At 44.1% G+C, this 20,697-nt stretch carries 21 protein-coding genes; all 21 read left to right on the forward strand.

Annotated elements, in window-relative coordinates; all coding sequences use genetic code 11:
* The first annotated feature begins 12 nt into the window (after positions 1-12).
* Positions 13-1,365: a signal recognition particle protein gene (gene ffh / locus M3593_RS08555; RefSeq protein ID WP_251542031.1), complete on the forward strand. Its 1,353-nt coding sequence runs from the start codon at positions 13-15 to the stop codon at positions 1,363-1,365.
* A gap of 109 nt (positions 1,366-1,474) precedes the next feature.
* The gene (gene rpsP, locus M3593_RS08560; RefSeq protein ID WP_144474850.1) at positions 1,475-1,747 is read left to right on the forward strand and encodes a 30S ribosomal protein S16; all 273 of its coding nucleotides are present in this window, start codon (positions 1,475-1,477) and stop codon (positions 1,745-1,747) included.
* Positions 1,748-1,761: 14 nt separating this feature from the next.
* Positions 1,762-1,992 carry a KH domain-containing protein gene (locus M3593_RS08565; protein WP_023614919.1) on the forward strand — a complete coding sequence of 77 codons (231 nt, stop codon included), beginning with the start codon at positions 1,762-1,764 and terminating at the stop codon, positions 1,990-1,992.
* A gap of 354 nt (positions 1,993-2,346) precedes the next feature.
* Positions 2,347-2,739 (forward strand): YlqD family protein, encoded by a 393-nt coding sequence (locus M3593_RS08570; protein ID WP_144474851.1) that lies wholly within the window; start codon positions 2,347-2,349, stop codon positions 2,737-2,739.
* A gap of 7 nt (positions 2,740-2,746) precedes the next feature.
* A complete protein-coding gene (gene rimM / locus M3593_RS08575) occupies positions 2,747-3,265 on the forward strand; it encodes a ribosome maturation factor RimM (RefSeq protein ID WP_144474852.1) in 519 nt (172 codons plus the stop codon).
* On the forward strand, positions 3,265-4,005 hold the full coding sequence (gene trmD, locus M3593_RS08580; RefSeq protein WP_251542374.1) for a tRNA (guanosine(37)-N1)-methyltransferase TrmD: 741 nt from the start codon (positions 3,265-3,267) through the stop codon (positions 4,003-4,005). Before rimM ends, trmD begins: the two co-directional genes overlap by 1 nt.
* Before the next feature lie 130 nt (positions 4,006-4,135).
* Positions 4,136-4,480 carry a 50S ribosomal protein L19 gene (rplS, locus tag M3593_RS08585; RefSeq protein WP_041964491.1) on the forward strand — a complete coding sequence of 115 codons (345 nt, stop codon included), beginning with the start codon at positions 4,136-4,138 and terminating at the stop codon, positions 4,478-4,480.
* Between the two features lie 169 nt (positions 4,481-4,649).
* Positions 4,650-5,204, forward strand: a complete 555-nt coding sequence (lepB, locus tag M3593_RS08590; protein ID WP_144474853.1) for a signal peptidase I — start codon at positions 4,650-4,652, stop codon at positions 5,202-5,204.
* A 52-nt stretch (positions 5,205-5,256) separates the two neighbouring features.
* The gene (ylqF, locus tag M3593_RS08595; protein WP_251542030.1) at positions 5,257-6,144 is read left to right on the forward strand and encodes a ribosome biogenesis GTPase YlqF; all 888 of its coding nucleotides are present in this window, start codon (positions 5,257-5,259) and stop codon (positions 6,142-6,144) included.
* Positions 6,145-6,222: 78 nt separating this feature from the next.
* Positions 6,223-6,993: a ribonuclease HII gene (locus M3593_RS08600; protein WP_251542025.1), complete on the forward strand. Its 771-nt coding sequence runs from the start codon at positions 6,223-6,225 to the stop codon at positions 6,991-6,993.
* Between the two features lie 22 nt (positions 6,994-7,015).
* A complete protein-coding gene (locus M3593_RS08605) occupies positions 7,016-8,872 on the forward strand; it encodes a hypothetical protein (protein WP_251542023.1) in 1,857 nt (618 codons plus the stop codon).
* Positions 8,869-9,153, forward strand: a complete 285-nt coding sequence (locus tag M3593_RS08610; protein ID WP_251542021.1) for an EscU/YscU/HrcU family type III secretion system export apparatus switch protein — start codon at positions 8,869-8,871, stop codon at positions 9,151-9,153. Before M3593_RS08605 ends, M3593_RS08610 begins: the two co-directional genes overlap by 4 nt.
* Positions 9,154-9,454: 301 nt before the next feature.
* On the forward strand, positions 9,455-10,615 hold the full coding sequence (sucC, locus tag M3593_RS08615; RefSeq protein WP_144474858.1) for an ADP-forming succinate--CoA ligase subunit beta: 1,161 nt from the start codon (positions 9,455-9,457) through the stop codon (positions 10,613-10,615).
* 22 nt (positions 10,616-10,637) lie between these two features.
* Complete coding sequence (gene sucD, locus M3593_RS08620; protein ID WP_144474859.1) at positions 10,638-11,540, forward strand: succinate--CoA ligase subunit alpha; 903 nt, start codon at positions 10,638-10,640, stop codon at positions 11,538-11,540.
* Positions 11,541-11,602: 62 nt separating this feature from the next.
* Positions 11,603-12,460, forward strand: coding sequence for a DNA-processing protein DprA (gene dprA, locus M3593_RS08625; protein WP_251542019.1), 858 nt, complete (start codon positions 11,603-11,605; stop codon positions 12,458-12,460).
* A gap of 303 nt (positions 12,461-12,763) precedes the next feature.
* Positions 12,764-14,839 (forward strand): type I DNA topoisomerase, encoded by a 2,076-nt coding sequence (gene topA, locus M3593_RS08630; protein WP_144474861.1) that lies wholly within the window; start codon positions 12,764-12,766, stop codon positions 14,837-14,839.
* A gap of 540 nt (positions 14,840-15,379) precedes the next feature.
* A complete protein-coding gene (gene trmFO / locus M3593_RS08635) occupies positions 15,380-16,687 on the forward strand; it encodes an FADH(2)-oxidizing methylenetetrahydrofolate--tRNA-(uracil(54)-C(5))-methyltransferase TrmFO (RefSeq protein WP_144474862.1) in 1,308 nt (435 codons plus the stop codon).
* Positions 16,688-16,747: 60 nt separating this feature from the next.
* A complete protein-coding gene (xerC, locus tag M3593_RS08640) occupies positions 16,748-17,650 on the forward strand; it encodes a tyrosine recombinase XerC (protein WP_144474863.1) in 903 nt (300 codons plus the stop codon).
* A gap of 21 nt (positions 17,651-17,671) precedes the next feature.
* Positions 17,672-18,214, forward strand: a complete 543-nt coding sequence (gene hslV, locus M3593_RS08645) for an ATP-dependent protease subunit HslV (protein ID WP_251542014.1) — start codon at positions 17,672-17,674, stop codon at positions 18,212-18,214.
* The gene (hslU, locus tag M3593_RS08650; RefSeq protein ID WP_186326640.1) at positions 18,214-19,641 is read left to right on the forward strand and encodes an ATP-dependent protease ATPase subunit HslU; all 1,428 of its coding nucleotides are present in this window, start codon (positions 18,214-18,216) and stop codon (positions 19,639-19,641) included. Before hslV ends, hslU begins: the two co-directional genes overlap by 1 nt.
* Before the next feature lie 128 nt (positions 19,642-19,769).
* Entirely contained in the window at positions 19,770-20,549 is a 780-nt protein-coding gene (codY, locus tag M3593_RS08655) for a GTP-sensing pleiotropic transcriptional regulator CodY (RefSeq protein ID WP_144474866.1), read from the forward strand.
* Positions 20,550-20,697: the final 148 nt, after the last annotated feature.

A 20,697-nucleotide genomic window follows, 5' to 3' on the forward strand; every position in this document is an offset into this window, starting at 1 on the left:
GAGGCGCATGATATGGCATTTGAAGGATTGGCCGACCGACTGCAAAATACAATGCAAAAGATCCGCGGAAAAGGCAAGGTTTCCGAAGCGGATGTAAAAGAAATGATGCGAGAGGTCCGTCTGGCGCTTCTTGAAGCCGACGTTAACTTTAAAGTTGTAAAAGACTTCGTTAAGAAGGTCACTGAAAGGGCCATTGGCCAGGAGGTTGTAAAAAGCCTGACACCAGGCCAGCAGGTCATTAAGGTTGTTAAAGAAGAACTAACCGAGTTGATGGGCGGGGAACAAAGCAAGATTGCTGCCTCCAATCGCCCGCCGACCGTCATCATGATGGTCGGGCTTCAAGGTGCAGGTAAAACGACTACAACCGGAAAGCTGGCAAATCTCCTTCGCAAGAAATATAACCGCAAGCCTTTGCTTGTAGCGGCGGATATCTACCGCCCGGCTGCCATCAAGCAGCTGGAGACACTCGGCAAACAATTGAGTATGCCGGTATTCTCACTGGGAGACCAGGTCAGTCCGGTTGAAATTGCTAAACAGGCAATTGCCAAGGCGAAGGAAGACCACAATGATTATGTCCTCATCGATACTGCGGGCCGTCTTCATGTGGATGAAAACCTGATGGATGAGCTTAAGCAGATCAAGGAGCTGTCCAAGCCGGACGAAATTTTCCTTGTTGTCGATGCGATGACAGGGCAGGATGCCGTCAATGTCGCCCAAAGTTTCAATGAGCAGCTTGGCTTGACTGGTGTCGTCCTGACGAAGCTTGACGGCGATACTCGTGGCGGTGCAGCACTTTCAATCCGTGCCGTGACCAATACGCCAATCAAGTTTGTTGGTCTTGGCGAAAAACTTGATGCACTGGAAGCATTCCACCCTGAAAGGATGGCATCCAGAATCCTTGGAATGGGTGATGTCCTTACTCTGATCGAGAAGGCCCAGGCTAACGTCGATGAAGAAAAAGCGAAAGAGCTCGAGAAAAAAATGCGTACAGCATCATTTACCCTCGATGACTTCCTGGATCAGCTTGGCCAGGTAAAGAAGATGGGGCCGCTGGAGGAAATCCTGAAAATGATGCCTGGTGCAAATAAAATCAAGGGCATGAACAATCTTCAAATCGACGAGAAACAAATCTCGCATGTTGAGGCAATCATCCAATCGATGACGGCTAATGAAAAAACTCATCCTGAAATCATCAACGCTAACAGGCGCAAAAGGATCGCAAAAGGAAGCGGGACCTCCATCCAGGAAGTCAACCGCCTGCTCAAGCAATTCGAAGACATGAAAAAGATGATGAAACAGATGACGAACATGCAGCAAAAAGGCAAGAAAAAAGGCGGATTCAAGCTTCCGTTCAACCCTTTTTAACTTGTAAAATCAGGTATTTTCAGTCTGTAAAGAAAAAACCCTTTACAAGCTGTTTTCTATTTGGTATTATTCTATCTTGTGTGAAACTATTCGGAGGTGCTTATTTAAAATGGCAGTAAAAATTCGTTTAAAACGTATGGGAGCTAAAAAATCTCCTTTCTATCGTATTGTAGTAGCTGATTCCCGTTCACCACGTGACGGCCGTTTCATCGAGTCTGTAGGAACTTACAACCCAGTTGCTCAACCAGCAGTGGTTGAACTTAACGAAGAGTTGGTTCTTAAGTGGTTGAACGACGGAGCTAAACCATCTGATACAGTGCGTAACTTGTTCTCTAAGCAAGGTATCATGGAAAAATTCCACAACGCAAAGCTTAGCAAGTAATTGTGGACGCGCCCATGAAAGAATTAATTGAGACGATCGTGAAACCCCTTGTTGATTTTCCGGAAGATGTTCATGTGAATGAACATGAAGAGGATCAGCGCGTAACCTATAAGCTTTCCGTCAACAAAAGTGATATGGGCAAAGTAATTGGAAAGCAGGGCCGCGTTGCAAAGGCGATTCGAACAGTAGTCTATGCAGCAGGATCATCACAGCAAAAGAAGATTTTCTTGGAAATCGTCGAATAACAATCAGCTGCTCAAGCAGAAGGTAGATAACTCTATATGATTGTTCTAAAAGGGAGGGGTAACCCTCCTTTTTTTTGTAGATTAAAAATGTGTAAAATTAACTTCGAGAATTGTCCAGCTCCAGCGCCTAGCCCCTCGAGACGTTTCGGTCCGCCCATTGAAGTCAAAGAACGACTTCAACGGTCGGCCCTCCAACGCTTGTCGCGGCTGACCAAGGCGCTTACGCTTTTCTAAATTTGTAAAAATTACGGTATAATAAATACTTGATATAATAGTGACCACAAGGATTAAGGTGATCTGTGACCAGTAGTTGGAGAAATGCTGTTAACAGGTGGGCTTTAAGGAGGGAATGCTTTGAAGGTACTGCAAACGATCATTGTCAAACAGGTACTTACGGAAGAAAGCAAGGGAAAAATCCACCAAAAATACCACTCCAGAAAGCTTCAGCTGCAGAAAGAATGCGATCAACTGAGATTTGAACTGAAGAAGCTAGAAAAGTCTAAGAAGTTCTCACCTGAAACATTGAAAAAACATTTTGAACAAGAAATAAAAGTCCATAAAGAAAAAATCAAGCTCCTGGATTTTCAAATAGAACAACTACATATTCTTCCGCTTGGGAGTGAAATTAAAGAAACAGAGCTTCAAGGGATTGTTGATGTGAATATAGGCGACCAGTGGGATGAGTTTCTTTCAGGTAAGACAATAATAGTCAAAGATGGCATCGTGACCGAAATACGCGAGAGGTGATCGAATAATGGAGAAATTTTTTAATGTCGGAAAGATTGTCAACACTCATGGAATCCGGGGCGAGGTAAGGGTGATCTCGAGGACTGACTTTCCAGAAGAGCGTTATAAAATAGGCAACACACTATTTTTATTCATGCCTGGTTCAAAGGATCCCGAGGAATTGGTCGTAAAAAGCCACAGAACCCATAAGAATTTCAATCTGCTGACATTTGAAGGTTTCGATAATGTCAATCAGGTTGAAAGGATGAGGGGCGGTATCCTCAAGGTTCCTGAGACACAGCGCGGCGAATTGGAGGAAGGCGAGTTCTATTTCCAGGATATAATCGGCTGCACAATGATGACCGTAGATGGTGAGGAACTTGGCAAGGTGATTGAAATCCTTACACCAGGTGCCAATGATGTATGGGTGGTAAAGGGAGAGAAAGGCAAGGAAATCCTGATTCCGTATATAGAAGACATTGTGAAAAAAGTTGACGTCAAGGAAAAGATGATTGTGATCGAGCCGATGGAAGGGCTTCTCTCATGATGAATATCGATGTCCTTTCTATTTTTCCGGAAATGTTCGAGGGCGTATTAGGCCATTCGATCTTGAAAAAGGCTTCTGAAAAAGGAGCTGCACAGTACAATGTTGTCAATTTCAGGGACTTTGCTGATAACAAACATCAGACAGTCGATGATTATCCATATGGCGGCGGTGCTGGCATGGTATTAAAGCCACAGCCGATATTTGATGCGGTATCTGATTTGAAAGAGCAGGCAAAAAGCTCTTCGCCAAGAGTGATTCTGATGTGTCCCCAGGGGGAAAGGTACACACAGAAGAAAGCGGAAGAGCTGGCGAAGGAAGAACATTTAATTTTCATCTGCGGACATTATGAGGGATATGACGAACGTATCCGTGAGCATGTTATCACTGATGAGATTTCAATCGGCGATTATGTCCTCACAGGCGGCGAGCTCGGGGCAATGGTCGTGATCGACAGCGTTGTGCGCCTGCTTCCGGGTGTACTGGGCAGTGAAGAGTCCCATATCCAGGATTCTTTCAGCACAGGCCTGCTCGAGCATCCACACTATACCAGACCGGCCGACTTCCGTGGGATGAAGGTTCCGGATGTCCTTGTTTCCGGCAATCATAAGCTGATTGAAGAGTGGAGGATGAAGGAAAGCCTGAGAAGGACGCTGAGCCGGAGACCTGATCTTCTTGAAGAAGCAGACTTGACACATCAGCAAAAAAAATGGCTGGATGAACTGATAAAACTTAATGAATAATATTGCAGTCAGTCCATGTTTATGTTAAGATACTTCTTGTGGCTAAAAGCAATCGTGCTATTTGCCGCATATAACAATGTTCCGCTGCAAAGAAAGTGTGCAAGAGCATTCGTGGGAGGAGTTGAAAACGATGCAACAATTAATCGAAGAAATCACAAAAGCACAACTTCGCACTGATCTTCCATCTTTCCGTCCTGGTGACACAGTACGTGTACACGTTAAGGTTGTCGAAGGAACTCGTGAACGTATCCAGTTGTTTGAAGGTGTAGTGATTAAGCGTCGTGGTGGTGGAATCAGCGAAACTTTTACTGTTCGTAAAATTTCTTACGGAGTAGGCGTTGAGCGTACATTCCCTGTTAACACACCAAAAATTGCGAAGCTTGAAGTTATCCGTCGCGGTAAAGTACGCCGTGCGAAACTTTACTACCTGCGTAACCTGCGTGGTAAAAAAGCTCGTATCAAAGAAATTCGATAAGAATGAATGTCAAAAAGGAGCTTGCCTAGCCAAGCTCCTTTTTCATTACAAAATGCCAGTTTGAAAATTTATTTTAAAAAATCACCGCCCATCGTGTTTATCTTGACTGACTTATGTAAAATAAAGTTATGTACCTAAACTACATTTATTTTGGAATGGTGGGAAAAGAATGGCCGAAAAAAAGAAGAATGAACTATGGGAATGGACGAAGGCACTGCTGATTGCTGTCGTGCTCGCAGCTGTGATCCGCTACTTTTTATTTGCTCCAATCGTAGTGGACGGATTATCGATGATGCCGACTCTCCATGACCAGGACAGGATGATCGTAAATAAGCTAAGCTATAAAGTAGGCGAGCCTGAAAGATTCGATATCATTGTCTTTCATGCCCCAGAGAACAAAGATTACATAAAAAGAGTCATCGGCCTTCCAGGCGATAAAATAGAATACAAAAATGACACGCTGTATGTGAATGGCAAAGCATACGAAGAACCATACTTGGAAGAATATAAAAAACAGGTGATTGATGGGCCGCTGACAGACCCATTTACGCTGGAAGAAAAGATTGGCAGTGAAACAGTCCCTGAAGGCCATCTTTTCGTCATGGGCGATAACCGCCGTTTCAGCAAAGACAGCCGTCACATAGGTACTGTTCCATTCGAAAAGGTACTGGGAAAAACAAACGTCATTTACTGGCCGGTTGAGGATATCCGCACAATAGACTAGTCCATGAACTGCCGCCGTATTGAAAGATGTAAACAGATAGGAGGTGGCTGCTTTGACGATCCAATGGTTTCCTGGCCATATGGCCAAGGCTCGCAGAGAGGTCACGGAAAAACTAAAGCTTGTCGATGTCATATTTGAACTGGTGGATGCCAGGATTCCATACTCATCCAGAAATCCGATGATTGATGAAATCATCCAGCATAAGCCAAGAATAGTTTTATTGAACAAAGCAGATATGGCCGACAAAGCTGTCACCGATGAGTGGCTGCGCTATTATCGCGAAAAAGGGATTACTGCACTTGCAATCAACTCGCAGGCCGGGACAGGCTTAAAGCAAATAGTCCAGGAATCAAAGGTCCTGCTTAAGGATAAACTTGACCGCTTAAAGTCTAAAGGAGTCAAGCCAAGAGCGATTCGGGCGATGATTGTCGGGATTCCGAACGCGGGGAAGTCGACATTGATCAACCGTCTTGCCGGGAAGAATATAGCCCAGACCGGGAACAGGCCGGGTGTGACGAAAGCCCAGCAGTGGATCAAGGTAGGAAAGGAACTTGAACTCCTTGATACTCCGGGTATCCTCTGGCCAAAGTTTGAGGATCAGGAGGTAGGGACCAAGCTCGCTATAACAGGGGCTATCAAGGATACCATCCTCAATCTTCAGGATTTAACCGTATATGCTTTAAGGTTTTTAGAAAAGTATTACCCTGAGCGGCTGCAGGAAAGGTACAAGCTTTCCTCGCTCCCTGAGGATATCGTTGAGCTTTTCGACGAGATTGGCAATTTCCGGGGCTGCAAAATGCCTGGCGGTTATGTAGACTATGATAAAGTCGCTGAACTGGTAATTCGGGAAATACGCACAGAAAAATTAGGTCCTCTCTCCTTTGAAAGGCCTCAAGACCTGTTGAGGGATGAAGATGCGGATAAACAAGAAGAAAATTGAAGGTCCTGATTCCAGGACCTTTATTTTTCTTTCTTCTTGCCGATACATAATAAAGAACATAACTAGGGGAAATAGGCTATGGAAAAATGGACAATTGGCGAAATTGATCAGCTGCTATTCAGTAAAGAAAAAGTGGACAGGGAGTACATTGAGGAATTAAAAAAAGACAACCGCAAAGGTGTTCAAAAACTCATCATGAAGTGGGAAAAGCAAGAAGTGCAAAAAGAGCTGGCCCACAGTCAGTTTGTTGAGATGACTTCTTTTGAAAGGAAGTATCGGTCCCAGGGTTTCAGGTTCATTGCCGGTATTGACGAAGCAGGCCGCGGACCGCTTGCTGGCCCGGTTGTAGCAGGGGCAGTCATCCTGCCAGAGGATTTTTACCTTCCAGGTCTCAATGATTCTAAGAAACTGACAGAAGCGAAAAGGGAAGAATATTTTAAAATCATTAATGACCAAGCCCTTGCTGTCGGAATCGGAATCATCGAAGCTGCCGAAATAGATGAAATCAATATTCTTGAGGCCAGTAAAAAAGCGATGCTCCATGCAGCAGCCCAATTGGAAATCAATCCTGATTTTCTTTTGATTGATGCAGTCAAGCTGGAGACGCCTTATCCATTTGAAGCATTAATCAAAGGGGATGCCAGAAGTGTTTCCATAGCCGCGGCTTCGGTCATTGCAAAAGTAACACGGGACAGGCTGATGAAAGATCTGGGTCTCAGATTTCCGCAATATGGCTTTCAGGCAAATATGGGTTATGGAACTGCTGAGCATTTGAATGCCCTGAGAGAACACGGTGTTACAGACCATCACCGCAAGACCTTCGCTCCAGTAAGAGAGTGTATTCATTAGAACTTGGCAAAGCGGGTGAACCATGGAAACAGGAGCGCTTAAAAGTTTATTTAACCAAAAGACAACACAGCAGACAAAAATAACCGAATTTCGTCCAGGACAAATCATCAATGGAAAAATCATTAAGCTATTCCCTGATCAAGTAGCAGAAGTCCAAATCGGGAACCAAAAAATGGTCGCCCAATTAGAAGTGCCGTTATCGGCAAATGAACGCTACTGGTTTCAGGTTCAGCCTGGAGAAGGAAAAGTCCACTTAAAGCTGATCAGTTCAAGTGCTGATGAGAAGGGCCAGCCAGGAAACCTGACCAGGATCCTGTCTGAATTCGGATTGCAGCCGACAAAGGAAAACCTGGATCTTGTCCGTTTTTTCATCAAGGAACAGCTCCCTGTCAATGGTGAGCTTCTTAAACTCGCCTCAGAATGGTTGAAAACGGTTGAATCCCGGACTGCCGGGGAGGATGCCATAAAGATGCTGCTGACAAGGGGGATGCCTGTCACCAAGGCTGCATTTGAGGCCCTTTATACAGCCACGAAGGAACAATCTCTGGTTATGATTATGGAACAGCTTGGAAAGTCCCTGGAGGCAGCAGATGAGTCAGATACAATTGTAAGCCTTAGAAGGCTTTTGAATGAGTTGCTGCCGACAAACAAGACAATATCTTCTGCAGCCGCTTTAAACCATCTTGCTTCAGCATGGCTCGGCAGCAATGGCAAGCATAGTGAAGCCGCTCTGGACCTTCTTCAACAGTACGGAGCGATTCCCGCGAAAAGCAGTGAAAACAATGTTTTACAGCAGCTGTTATCGAATCTTCAAAATCTGGATGGTGCGGAAGAGAATCTGCCAGAAGCATTGAGGTTTCTAAAAACAGTCCTCACGCTTATCGAGAAGGGAGACAGTTTTTCCGCTCGGCAGATCATGGCAAGCTCCATTAATGATAAATCATTCCCTATCAATGATGTCGCAGACTCACTTCATTTCATTTTTGACAGGGCAAATGGCAAAAACACAAATGCGCAAACCGGGCTCCTGGCCTTTAAACAGCTATTATCACACTCTAATGCCAGCAGTGCGCTATCCCTCTTACTTGCAGGTAAGGCAGACTGGGAACAAGCAGGATTAAAACTGCTGGAGGCTGCAGGAAGACAGCAGCAAGCCGGTACAGTGGGGGTGCATGCCCAGCTGTTATCGGAAGCGGCTGGCAAAGCGGAGCCGGCACCTGTACTTCAGGAACACGGACTCTCACTTCTGTCGGATGTAAAGATTAAAAGATTCCTTTCTGCTCTGGGCCTATCTTACGAATATCAACTTAGTGAAGCTATGAAGGATGGCGAGGCAGGGAGAGCGCAAGTTGCAGATACACTTAAATCACTGACCCTTCGGTTGTTGAATGAAAATCCTCCCCAGACTGTCAAAGATGCTGCAGAGCCGCTGGTAAACAAACTTACAGGTTTCCAGCTGCTATCGCAGGAAGCAGGCCCCATCCAGCAGCTCGTGGTCCAGGTCCCAATTATTCTGGGAGGGAAGACAAGCGAACTCTCGATGCAGTGGAGTGGGAAAAGGACTGAAGATGGTAAAATAGACGCTGATTTCTGCCGTGTCCTCTTCTATCTGAAACTGCAGTACCTCGACGATACCATAATCGATATGCAGGTTCAGAATCGAGTCATGAGCATACAGATTTTTAATGATCAACCTGATCTTAAAAAAATGGCCGAACAGATGACGCCGATATTGAAAACGAAGTTATCTGAACTGGAATATAAATTATCATCTGTTCACTTCCATGTCCCAGGAGAATCCAATGGCAAAAGTAATCAGCGCAATCTGTCAGAATTATACGGGCAAAAAGAATATTATGGAGTGGATATTAAAATATGAAAACTCCTAAGCATACAAGAAAGACAGCTGTTGCCTTGGGGTATAACGCGGGAAGCATGGATGCCCCGAAAGTGATGGCGAAGGGAAAGGGCCTGGTTGCTCAGCAAATCATAGACAAAGCAAAGGATCATGATATTCCCATCCAGGAAGACCCGTCCCTGGTGGAAGTATTGTCACAGCTGGAATTGAATGAAAGAATACCAGAAGAGCTGTACCAGGCAGTCGCCGAGGTTTTTTCCTATATCTATCATCTTGATCAGCAAGCAGGGAGACGAAATTAATATTTTCTATCAACAAAAATAGTTTTTCTGTCCATAAATTTCGATGCTAAAAGCCGGGAAAGGTTATCATCCCGGCTTTTTATAGTGGCATACAATCACCGTGATACTTTTTTACAATATTTAAAAAGGGGAAATATTTAAATCATAAAGGTAGACAATCAATATTTCATTATATAAAATGAAAGCGCAGTCTATTTTTTAAAAATTTAAATGAATTATATTTTCTACTTAGGAAAACCTTTTCAGGCCGTTATCTGGCCATGAAACGATCTAGTTTTCCTAATAGATAGGAGGATGGGAAATGAATGTCCATGAGTATCAAGGAAAAGAAATCCTCAGGAAATATGGGGTAAAAGTACCTAATGGGAAAGTTGCTTTTACAGTTGATGAAGCTGTTGAAGCGGCTAAAGAGCTTGGCTCGTCAGTAGTAGTCGTGAAAGCTCAGATCCATGCCGGCGGAAGGGGTAAAGCTGGCGGTGTCAAGGTTGCGAAAAACCTTGATGAAGTGCGTACATATGCATCTGAAATCCTTGGGAAGACCCTGGTTACTCACCAGACTGGTCCAGAAGGCAAGGAAGTTAAACGTCTGCTGATTGAAGAAGGCTGTGACATCAAGAAGGAGTACTACGTAGGTCTGGTACTTGACCGCGCGACTTCACGTGTTGTCCTGATGGCTTCAGAAGAGGGCGGAACAGAAATCGAAGAGGTTGCAGAAGCGACTCCTGAAAAAATCTTCAAAGAGGAAATCGATCCTGTACTAGGCTTGATGCCATACCAGGCTCGCCGAATCGCTTTCAATATCAACATCCCTAAAGAGCTTGTCAATCAGGCTGTTAAGTTCATGATGGGCTTATATACTGCATATATCGAAAAAGATTGCTCAATTGCTGAAATCAACCCGCTTGTTGTTACAGGTGACGGACAGGTAATGGCTCTTGATGCTAAATTAAACTTCGATGCGAATGCTCTATATCGCCAGAAGGACATCCTTGAGTACCGCGACCTGGAAGAAGAGGATCCAAAAGAAATCGAAGCATCCAAGTATGATTTGAGCTATATTTCTTTGGATGGCAACATCGGCTGCATGGTTAACGGTGCAGGACTTGCGATGGCAACAATGGATATCGTCAAGCATTACGGCGGAGACCCTGCCAACTTCCTTGATGTTGGGGGCGGTGCTACTGCAGAGAAAGTTACGGAAGCATTCAAAATCATCCTTTCAGATCCAAATGTTAAGGGTATCTTTGTTAATATCTTCGGCGGCATCATGAAGTGTGATGTCATCGCTACAGGTGTCGTGGAAGCAGCCAAGCAGGTTGGCCTTGAAGTACCGCTTGTAGTCCGCCTGGAAGGTACTAATGTTGATCTTGGAAAACAGATTCTGAACGAATCTGGATTGAATATCATTGCTGCTGAATCAATGGCAGACGGCGCTGAAAAAATCGTTTCATTAGTTAAGTAGGATCGAAAGGAGAGAATTTGACGTGAGCGTATTCATTAATAAAGATACAAAAGTCATTGTTCAAGGGATTACGGGTTCTACAGCCCTTTTCCATACAAAACAAATGCTTGAATATGGTACAAAAATTGTTGGAGGAACATCTCCGGGCAAGGGCGGTACAGAAGTAGAAGGCGTTCCAGTATTCAACACAGTAAAAGAGGCTGTTGAAACCACGGGTGCTAACGCGTCTGTTATCTATGTACCTGCTCCATTCGCAGCAGATGCGATCATTGAAGCAGTGGATGCAGAGCTTGATCTGGCAATCTGTATCACAGAACATATTCCAGTATTGGATATGGTAAAGGTAAAACGTTATATGGAAGGCAAGAAGACTCGTCTTGTAGGCCCTAACTGCCCTGGTGTCATTACTCCAGAAGAGTGCAAGATCGGCATCATGCCAGGTTATATCCATACTAAAGGGCATGTCGGTGTTGTATCACGTTCCGGAACATTGACATACGAAGCTGTACACCAGTTGACACAGGCTGGAATTGGCCAGTCAACAGCTGTAGGTATCGGCGGAGACCCGGTAAACGGCACAAACTTCATCGATGTTTTAAAAGCATTCAATGAAGATCCTGAAACATACGCTGTCATCATGATTGGTGAAATCGGCGGTACGGCTGAAGAAGAAGCGGCTGAGTGGGTCAAGGCAAACATGACTAAACCAGTTGTCGGCTTCATCGGCGGAAGAACGGCGCCTCCAGGAAAGCGCATGGGCCATGCTGGTGCGATCATTTCAGGCGGAAAGGGTACAGCAGACGAAAAGATCCGTGTCATGAACGAATGCGGAATCAAGGTTGCTGATACTCCATCTGTAATGGGTGAAACGCTGATCGGCGTATTGAAGGAACAAGGTTTATACGATAAGTGCAAAACACACTAATATAATCAATCAGGCAGTCCCTCCGAACAGAGGGACTGTTTATTAATCCCAGGGGGAAGAAAATGGACGAATTTAAAAGGAAACTGATCCAGCTTGTCCACAGCAGGCATGCGAGCTGGAAAACCATCTACTCAATCTTGAAATACGATGCATCCACTAATACTAATGAAGAAACCCATTTTGCCTTCAAAAATCAACCTCAAACACAAAAACTCCACCAAGACCTTAAGCTTATTTCCGTTGATCGACTTCTCTATCATTACTCCTCACAAAATATCCATCTGATCACCATTTTTGATGAAGAATACCCTGAAAGACTCAAAAACATCTATCAGCCTCCATGGGTCCTATTCGCAAAAGGTAATCTTTCCCTGCTGAATATAGATAATGCCCTGGCTGTCGTTGGCTCAAGGAATGCGACAGACTATGGGTTTAAGTCAATTGATTTCTTGTTTCCCTCATTAATAGAAAAGAATATTCTGATTGTAAGTGGCCTTGCAAAAGGGATTGATGCGCATGCCCATAAGACAGCGATAAAACTGGGCGGGAAAACTATCGGTGTCATTGCTGGAGGTTTTCAACATCTATACCCCAGGGAAAATAGCAAGCTGGCAGAATATATGATGGAGAAGCAGCTCGTGATATCGGAATATCCTCCGGCAACTCACGCGGCAAAATGGCATTTTCCGATGCGAAACAGGATTATAAGCGGCCTTTCAGAGGGTACACTGGTTATTGAGGCAAGGAAGAAGAGCGGTTCATTGATCACCGCAGATTTTGCTTTGAATGATGGACGGAATGTATTTGCTGTTCCTGGAAGTATTCTGACTCCAGATTCCGATGGAGTCCACTATTTGATTCAACAGGGCGCTAAACTGATAAAAGGTCCGGAGGATATTCTGGAGGAACTCGGAAACTAATGTGGAATGATAACAAGAGAATTGTATATAATGCTTAAAAAGCAGCAAGAATTGACTTTTAGGGGTATGTTTCAACTGTTAAGCTTGTTTGAAATTGCCCCATTTTGGAAGAAAATTAAGAATTTATATTAGAAATTGCAACAAAAAGGTTGAAATAATTTTCAATCTGTTATACATTTTGCATCAGGTATTTTAAAATCCCCAAATCAGATGAAACCGTTTACTTTTAGGGTAAATTTGACAATTTTAAGATATGTATATAATAATTAATGATAATTTTATACCTCTAAGGAGGACAAATGGATGTCAGATTTTTTAGTAATCGTCGAATCGCCGGCCAAGGCTAAGACGATCGAGCGTTATCTTGGAAAAAAATATAAAGTGAAAGCTTCTATGGGCCATTTGATAGATTTGCCCAAGAGCCAGATGGGAATCGATACGGAAAATAACTATAATCCAAAATACATTACAATCAGGGGCAAGGGTCCCGTACTGAAAGAATTGAAATCTGCCGCTAAAAAGGCAAAGAAAGTCTATCTCGCGGCTGACCCCGACAGAGAAGGGGAAGCAATTGCCTGGCATTTAGCACAAAGCCTTGATGTTGATGTCCATTCCGATTGCCGGGTGGTATTCAATGAGATTACAAAGGATGCCATCAAGGAATCTTTCAAACACCCAAGGGCGATTAATATGGACCTGGTAGATGCCCAGCAGGCACGCCGTGCATTAGACAGGCTGGTAGGATACAATATCAGTCCGCTCCTTTGGAAGAAAGTAAAGAAAGGGCTGAGCGCTGGCCGCGTTCAATCAGTCGCTCTAAGGATGATCATCGATCGCGAAAAAGAAATTGCGGCCTTTGAGCCAGAAGAATATTGGACAATCGGCGCTGAATTCCTAAAAGGCAAAAATGCTTTTGAAGCTTCCTTCTATGGCATTGGCAAGGAAAAAACCGAATTGAAATCTGAGGAAGATGTAAAGAACATCCTCAAGCAACTGAAGGGGAACAAATTCTCAGTCGATACAGTGACGAAGAAGGAAAGGAAGAGAAATCCTGCACCGCCATTCATCACATCTTCCTTACAGCAGGAAGCAGCAAGGAAACTTAACTTCCGTGCCAAGAAGACCATGATGCTTGCCCAGCAGCTTTATGAAGGTATCGATCTTGGAAAAGAAGGAACAGTCGGTTTGATTACGTATATGAGAACGGACTCTACAAGGATCTCCGAGCTTGCCCAGGGAGAAGCAAGAGAGTATATCACTGGGGAATATGGTGAAAAATTCGTCCAAACCGAGCCGAGAAAAGAGAAGAAACAGTCAAACGCTCAAGATGCCCACGAAGCGATCAGGCCAACGAGCACCATGAAAGTTCCAGAGAAGATAAAGGAATTTCTTTCAAGGGACCAGTACAGGCTTTATAAATTGATCTGGGAACGCTTTGTGGCCAGCCAGATGGCTTCTGCAATCATGGATACAATGAGCGTGGATTTAAGGAATGGGGATATAACTTTCCGTGCAACAGGATCAAAGGTTAAATTCCCAGGTTTCATGAAGGTGTATGTAGAAGGAACGGATGACCAGGTTGAGGAAAAAGATAAATTCCTTCCCGACCTTAAGGAAGGCGACGAGGTTACCAAGAAAGATATGGAACCGAAACAGCACTTTACCCAGCCGCCTCCAAGATATACAGAAGCCAGGCTCGTCAGAACACTTGAAGAAATGGGAATAGGCCGGCCATCAACATATGCGCCAACTCTTGATACAATCCAGAAAAGAGGATATGTATCCCTTGATAATAAGCGGTTTGTTCCGACAGAACTTGGCGAGGTTATCCATGAATTGATGCTTGAGTTCTTCCCTGAGATATTGGATCTCGAGTTCACAGCCAAAATGGAAGAGAATCTTGACCATGTCGAGGAAGGAAAGATCAATTGGGTCAAGGTCATTGATGATTTCTATCGCGATTTTGAAAAGAGTCTAGAGGTAGCGGAGAAAGAAATGCAGGAAATCGAAATCAAGGATGAACCTGCGGGCGAGGATTGTGAACAATGCGGCTCGCCTATGGTCTTTAAGATGGGCCGTTACGGAAAGTTCATGGCCTGCAGCAATTTCCCTGAATGCCGGAACACAAAGGCAATTGTGAAGGATATAGGAGTCAAGTGCCCGAAATGTGAAGAGGGGAATATCATCGAACGGAAGAGCAAGAAACGCCGCATTTTCTACGGCTGTGACCGCTATCCTGAATGTGACTTCCTATCATGGGACAAACCACTTGCAAGGAAATGCCCGAAATGCGAAAATATGCTTGTCGAGAAGAAGCTTAAAAAGGGTGTCCAGGTTCAGTGTACAGAGTGTGATTACAAAGAAGAACCACAAAGCTAGAGTGAGCCAGGGGCTCACTCTTTATGTTTGTAAAGAAGTTGTCATGGCGCCTCCGCTTTTCATTGTCCAGCTCCAGCGCTCAGCCCTTCGAGTCACTTGTCTATTTTCGCCTCCTAGAAACTTCGAAACTTCAACTCCGCCGGCAGAAGCAAAAAGCGCTTCTTTGTCTGAGTCTCCAGTTTCTGCGTTTCTGGTCAGTGGCTACACATTTCGTTTTCGGTGTCCTGTCAATGAAGTCAAAGAGTGACTTCATTGACTGGCCCTCCAGTGCTTGTCAGGGCTGATCAAGGGGCTTCCGCTTTTCTAAAAATGAAACTTTTTTCTTTCTTTTTCGTAAATAAAGGTGCAAAATGATACAGGTGTCAGGGAAAAGTAAGTAAGATGGAGTATATAATAGAAGCTTTATGTTAAGGCAGATGGTATAATAAGCTTTTTGATAATGCTGTTCATGCGACTTAGCCTGACTTTGAAGCATTACATACTGTTTAAACATGATATTACATTTATTGATGACTTTTAATAGCAATGGAGGAAATAGATATGACAGAAGCAACAGTAAATGTCATTGGTGCCGGTCTTGCCGGAAGTGAAGCTGCCTGGCAGCTTGCTGAAAGAGGCATCAAGGTCAACCTATATGAAATGAGGCCGGTGAAGCAGACACCAGCCCACCATACCGACAAATTTGCGGAGCTGGTATGCAGTAATTCTTTACGTGCGAATACATTGACAAATGCGGTAGGAGTATTAAAGGAAGAAATGAGAATGCTAAACTCTGTCATCATCGGAGCTGCAGATGCTTGTGCTGTACCAGCTGGCGGTGCTCTGGCGGTTGACCGGCACGAATTTGCAGCACACGTAACGAATTCTGTAAAAGAGCATCCGAATGTAACGGTCATTAATGAAGAAATCACTCAAATTCCGGATGGGCCTACAGTCATTGCCACCGGTCCATTGACAAGTCCGGCTTTATCCGAGCAATTGAAGCAGCTTACGGGAGAAGAGTATCTATACTTTTATGATGCTGCTGCACCGATCCTTGAGAAGGAAAGCATCGACATGGATAAAGTTTACCTGAAATCCAGGTATGATAAAGGTGAAGCTGCCTACCTTAACTGTCCAATGACAGAAGAAGAATTCGACAGATTTTACGAAGCGTTGATTACCGCTGAAACGGTACCGTTGAAGGAATTTGAAAAAGAAGTTTTTTTCGAAGGGTGCATGCCGATTGAGGTGATGGCGCAAAGAGGAAGAAAGACGATGCTGTTTGGCCCTATGAAGCCTGTGGGTCTAGAGGATCCAAGAACAGGGAAAAGGCCATATGCTGTCGTCCAGCTGCGCCAGGATGATGCTGCTGGGACATTGTACAATATAGTTGGCTTCCAGACACACTTGAAATGGGGCCCGCAAAAAGAAGTGCTAAGATTAATCCCGGGTCTTGAAAATGCTGAGATCGTCCGTTATGGTGTGATGCACCGCAACACATTCATTAACTCTCCAAAAGTGTTAAAAGCGACGTACCAATTCAGGAATAGAGAGGATTTATTCTTTGCAGGACAAATGACCGGTGTTGAGGGTTATGTTGAATCTGCTGCCAGCGGCTTGATCGCCGGAATCAATGCGGCACGTCTTGTCAAAGGGGAAGAGCCGCTTGAATTCCCGCATGAAACAGCGATGGGGAGCATGGCAAGATATATTACAACAACTAATGCAAAGAACTTCCAGCCGATGAACGCCAATTTTGGTCTTTTCCCTGATCTTCCGGAGAAAATCAAAGCCAAGCAGGAACGTAATGAAAAGCATGCTTCCAGAGCATTGGAAACAATTCAGAAATTTGTGAAAAATTTGTAATTTCTATTGCGAGGGCTATACAAATATGATACTATTTAGTAGCCCTTGTGAGGTGATAAGATGGAAGCAAATGTGAACAATTCTTTAAAGTTATTTATTGAATATTTACAAATTGAGAAAAACTACTCACAATATACAATTGAACATTATCAACATGATATTAGGGAATTTTTTTTGTTCATGTCTGAACAAGGGCTGACAAGTCTGGATGATGTAGAGTATGCGGACACAAGGATTTACCTGACAAAATTGTTTGACCAGCAGCTCTCCAGAAAATCAGTCGCACGGAAAATTTCCTGCATGCGCAGCTTTTATAAGTTTTTGCTACGTGAGAAAATGGTCGGTGACAATCCATTTTCGCTTGTATCCATTCCAAAACTGGAAAAGCGGCTGCCGGATTTTTTTTACGAAGAGGAACTATCACAGTTGTTCAAAGTATGTGAAACCGAGACAGCACTTGGAAAAAGGAACAAAGCACTCCTGGAGCTGCTTTATGCGACTGGAATCCGTGTAGGTGAGTGCTGTAAAATCCAGGTGAAGGAAGTGGATTTATCGCTTTCGACTGTTTTGGTTCATGGAAAAAGGAAAAAGGATCGATATGTGCCATTCGGAAGTTTTGCTCAGGATGCGATTGAAGACTACATAAAGAATGGTAGGCCTGACTTGCTGAATGGCAAGGATGACCATGGCCATTTATTCTTAAATTTCCGTGGCGGGGCTCTTACAGACAGAGGTATCAGGGAAATCCTTAATAAACTGATCGAAAAGTCTGCCCTTACCGGGAAAATCCATCCGCATAAATTGCGCCATTCCTTTGCGACACATATGATGAGCAATGGAGCTGATATGAGGACTGTCCAGGAGCTTCTGGGCCATGCCTTCCTGTCTTCCACGCAAGTATATACCCATGTTACAAAGGAGCACTTACGCAGTATTTATTTGTCACACCACCCGAGGGCATAAGCCAAAAGGAGGACGAAAAAGATGTCGGAATTCCATGCCACAACGATATTTGCTGTTCAACATAAAGGGCAATGCGCCATGTCAGGCGATGGTCAGGTTACCATGGGCAATGCTGTAGTGATGAAACACACAGCAAAGAAAGTCCGGAAGTTGTTTAATGGTAAAGTAATTGCAGGATTTGCCGGTTCGGTAGCTGATGCGTTCACCTTGTTTGAAAAGTTCGAAGGCAAGCTGGAGGAATACAACGGCAATCTTCAAAGGGCTGCTGTGGAACTTGCCAAACAGTGGAGGAGTGACAAAGTCCTCCGGCAGCTTGAAGCCATGCTGATTGTTATGAATGAAAGCAGTATGCTTCTAATTTCCGGAACTGGTGAAGTCATCGAACCTGATGACGGCATTCTTGCCATCGGATCTGGCGGGAATTATGCTTTGTCTGCAGGCCGTGCGCTAAAGCAATATGCTGGAGATCATCTGACAGCTAAAGAAATCGCGAAGTCTTCATTGGAAATTGCAGCTGATATTTGTGTCTACACAAACCACAATATCATTGTGGAAGAACTGTAATGATAAAAGGAGTGAAGAGTGTGAAACAGACAACAAATTTAACTCCAAGGCAGATCGTTGAAAAGCTGGACCAGTATATAATCGGACAAAAAGATGCAAAAAAAGCGGTGGCAGTTGCTCTTAGGAACAGGTATCGACGTGGATTGCTCGCTGAAAATATCAGGGATGAAATCATTCCCAAGAACATCCTGATGATTGGACCAACAGGCGTAGGTAAAACGGAAATAGCCAGAAGGATGGCTAAATTGGTTGGGGCTCCTTTCGTAAAGGTTGAAGCCACCAAATTTACCGAAGTCGGCTATGTGGGCCGTGATGTCGAGTCAATGGTCAGGGATCTTGTCGAAACTTCAATCAGACTTGTAAAAGAAGAAAAGATGGAGAAAGTCAAGGAACCAGCAGAAGAGAATGCAAATCGCCGTCTGGTCGAGCTCCTTGTCCCATCAGCGAAAAAATCGGTGAATTATAAAAATCCTTTGGAGATGCTCTTTGGCGGCAGCCAGCAGCAGCCCGAGCAAGAAACAAGCCAGTCAGAGGATATGGGATTATTCGAAAAACGGAAAAACATCAAGCAAAAACTCGAACAAGGTGAACTTGAAGATGAGCTGGTAACCGTTGAAGTCGAAGAGCAGGCACCTTCCATGTTTGATATGCTCCAGGGCTCAGGAATGGAACAAATGGGGATGAACATGCAGGATGCATTAAGCGGTTTGATGCCAAAGAAAAGGAAGAAAAGAAAACTTCCTGTTCGTGAGGCAAGGAAATTGCTGATCAATGAGGAAGCACAAAAGCTGATCGATATGGATGAGGTTACTCAGGAAGCTACATATCGTGCTGAGCAGGCGGGTATCATTTTCATTGATGAAATTGATAAGATCGCCAGCAAGAATTCTGGCGGTTCCAGTGCCGACGTCTCACGAGAGGGTGTTCAAAGGGACATCCTGCCTGTAGTGGAAGGGTCGACGGTCAATACGAAATATGGGCCTGTCAAAACAGATCACATCTTATTCGTCGCTGCCGGTGCTTTCCATATGGCGAAGCCTTCTGATCTGATACCAGAACTGCAAGGTCGTTTCCCGATCCGTGTCGAGCTCACCAAGTTAACTGTAGAAGATTTCTATCGAATTCTGGTTGAGCCAGACAACGCACTGACAAAGCAATATGAAGCTTTATTGGAAACTGAAGGTATACAAATTGAATTTTCTGACGATGCTATACGTAAGATAGCAGAAGTTGCATACGAAGTGAACCAGAATACTGATAATATAGGAGCAAGAAGGCTGCAGACAATCCTTGAGAAGCTCCTTGAAGATCTAAGCTTCGAAGCACCAGACATCAATCTTGAGAAGGTAGCGATCACTCCGCAATATGTTGAAGAAAAACTGGGCGCCATTTCAAGAAATAAGGATTTAAGCCAGTTCATATTATAATGTTTTACCGTTTTAATGCATACTCAATAGGGTAGACAAATAAAGGCTGCCTATTGTGCTAAAGCATTGAAACTGGCCAGTATTTAAATAAATGTTATTTTGTTTGAAGCAAATAGGAGGAAGAAACAATGGACTTACTATCAAAAACTAGAAAAATTAATGCCCTGCTCCAAAAAGCTGCCGGTAAACCGGTGAATTTCAAAGAGATGTCAGAGACACTAAGTGAAGTAATCGAAGCGAATATCTTTGTTGTCAGCCGCAGAGGTAAGCTGCTAGGCTTCGCCATCAACCAGCAAATCGAGAATGAGCGCATGGTTAAAATGCTTGAAGACCGTCAATTCCCAGAAGAGTATACAAAGAATCTATTCAACATCCAGGAGACATCTCCGAATTTGGATGTTGACAGTGAGTATACAGCATTCCCGGTTGAAAACAGAGAGTTATTCAAGAGCGGCTTAACAACAATCGTGCCAATCATCGGTGGCGGCGAGCGACTTGGAACATTAATCCTTGCCCGTCTGGAAGAACAGTTCCATGATGATGATCTTATCCTTGGCGAATATGGCGCAACGGTTGTAGGGATGGAAATCCTGCGTGAAAAGGCTGAAGAAATCGAGGATGAGGCACGCAGCAAAGCTGTCGTCCAGATGGCGATCAGCTCACTATCATACAGTGAACTTGAAGCAATCGAGCACATCTTTGAAGAACTTAATGGAAAGGAAGGCTTGCTTGTTGCATCAAAAATCGCAGACAGAGTCGGCATCACTCGTTCTGTCATCGTAAACGCATTGCGTAAGCTTGAAAGCGCAGGCGTCATTGAATCACGTTCTTTAGGAATGAAGGGAACATACATTAAAGTATTGAACGATAAGTTCTTGTTTGAACTAGAAAAACTTAAAAATAGCTAAAAGAAAATCCGCTGATCTCAGCGGATTTTACTTTGTTGACTAAAGGGGTTCGGATGGTCTCATTCCGAATCCCTTTTTGTCATTTTGCTTAATTTAATCAAAGGGTAAACTACTTCGAAAAAAGCCTGGCCAGCTGTGTAGAAGCTTT

The organism is Mesobacillus sp. MER 48 (genome assembly GCF_023714225.1).
GTDB lineage: Bacteria > Bacillota > Bacilli > Bacillales > Cytobacillaceae > Mesobacillus > Mesobacillus oceanisediminis_A.

Coding starts and splice junctions, on each gene's coding strand:
- ffh (WP_251542031.1), top strand. CDS start 13: ATGGCATTTGAAGGATTGGCCGACCGACTGCAAAATACAATGCAAAAG.
- rpsP (WP_144474850.1), top strand. CDS start 1,475: ATGGCAGTAAAAATTCGTTTAAAACGTATGGGAGCTAAAAAATCTCCT.
- M3593_RS08565 (WP_023614919.1), top strand. CDS start 1,762: ATGAAAGAATTAATTGAGACGATCGTGAAACCCCTTGTTGATTTTCCG.
- rimM (WP_144474852.1), top strand. CDS start 2,747: ATGGAGAAATTTTTTAATGTCGGAAAGATTGTCAACACTCATGGAATC.
- trmD (WP_251542374.1), top strand. CDS start 3,265: ATGAATATCGATGTCCTTTCTATTTTTCCGGAAATGTTCGAGGGCGTA.
- rplS (WP_041964491.1), top strand. CDS start 4,136: ATGCAACAATTAATCGAAGAAATCACAAAAGCACAACTTCGCACTGAT.
- lepB (WP_144474853.1), top strand. CDS start 4,650: ATGGCCGAAAAAAAGAAGAATGAACTATGGGAATGGACGAAGGCACTG.
- M3593_RS08600 (WP_251542025.1), top strand. CDS start 6,223: ATGGAAAAATGGACAATTGGCGAAATTGATCAGCTGCTATTCAGTAAA.
- M3593_RS08605 (WP_251542023.1), top strand. CDS start 7,016: ATGGAAACAGGAGCGCTTAAAAGTTTATTTAACCAAAAGACAACACAG.
- M3593_RS08610 (WP_251542021.1), top strand. CDS start 8,869: ATGAAAACTCCTAAGCATACAAGAAAGACAGCTGTTGCCTTGGGGTAT.
- sucC (WP_144474858.1), top strand. CDS start 9,455: ATGAATGTCCATGAGTATCAAGGAAAAGAAATCCTCAGGAAATATGGG.
- dprA (WP_251542019.1), top strand. CDS start 11,603: ATGGACGAATTTAAAAGGAAACTGATCCAGCTTGTCCACAGCAGGCAT.
- topA (WP_144474861.1), top strand. CDS start 12,764: ATGTCAGATTTTTTAGTAATCGTCGAATCGCCGGCCAAGGCTAAGACG.
- trmFO (WP_144474862.1), top strand. CDS start 15,380: ATGACAGAAGCAACAGTAAATGTCATTGGTGCCGGTCTTGCCGGAAGT.
- xerC (WP_144474863.1), top strand. CDS start 16,748: ATGGAAGCAAATGTGAACAATTCTTTAAAGTTATTTATTGAATATTTA.
- hslV (WP_251542014.1), top strand. CDS start 17,672: ATGTCGGAATTCCATGCCACAACGATATTTGCTGTTCAACATAAAGGG.
- hslU (WP_186326640.1), top strand. CDS start 18,214: ATGATAAAAGGAGTGAAGAGTGTGAAACAGACAACAAATTTAACTCCA.
- codY (WP_144474866.1), top strand. CDS start 19,770: ATGGACTTACTATCAAAAACTAGAAAAATTAATGCCCTGCTCCAAAAA.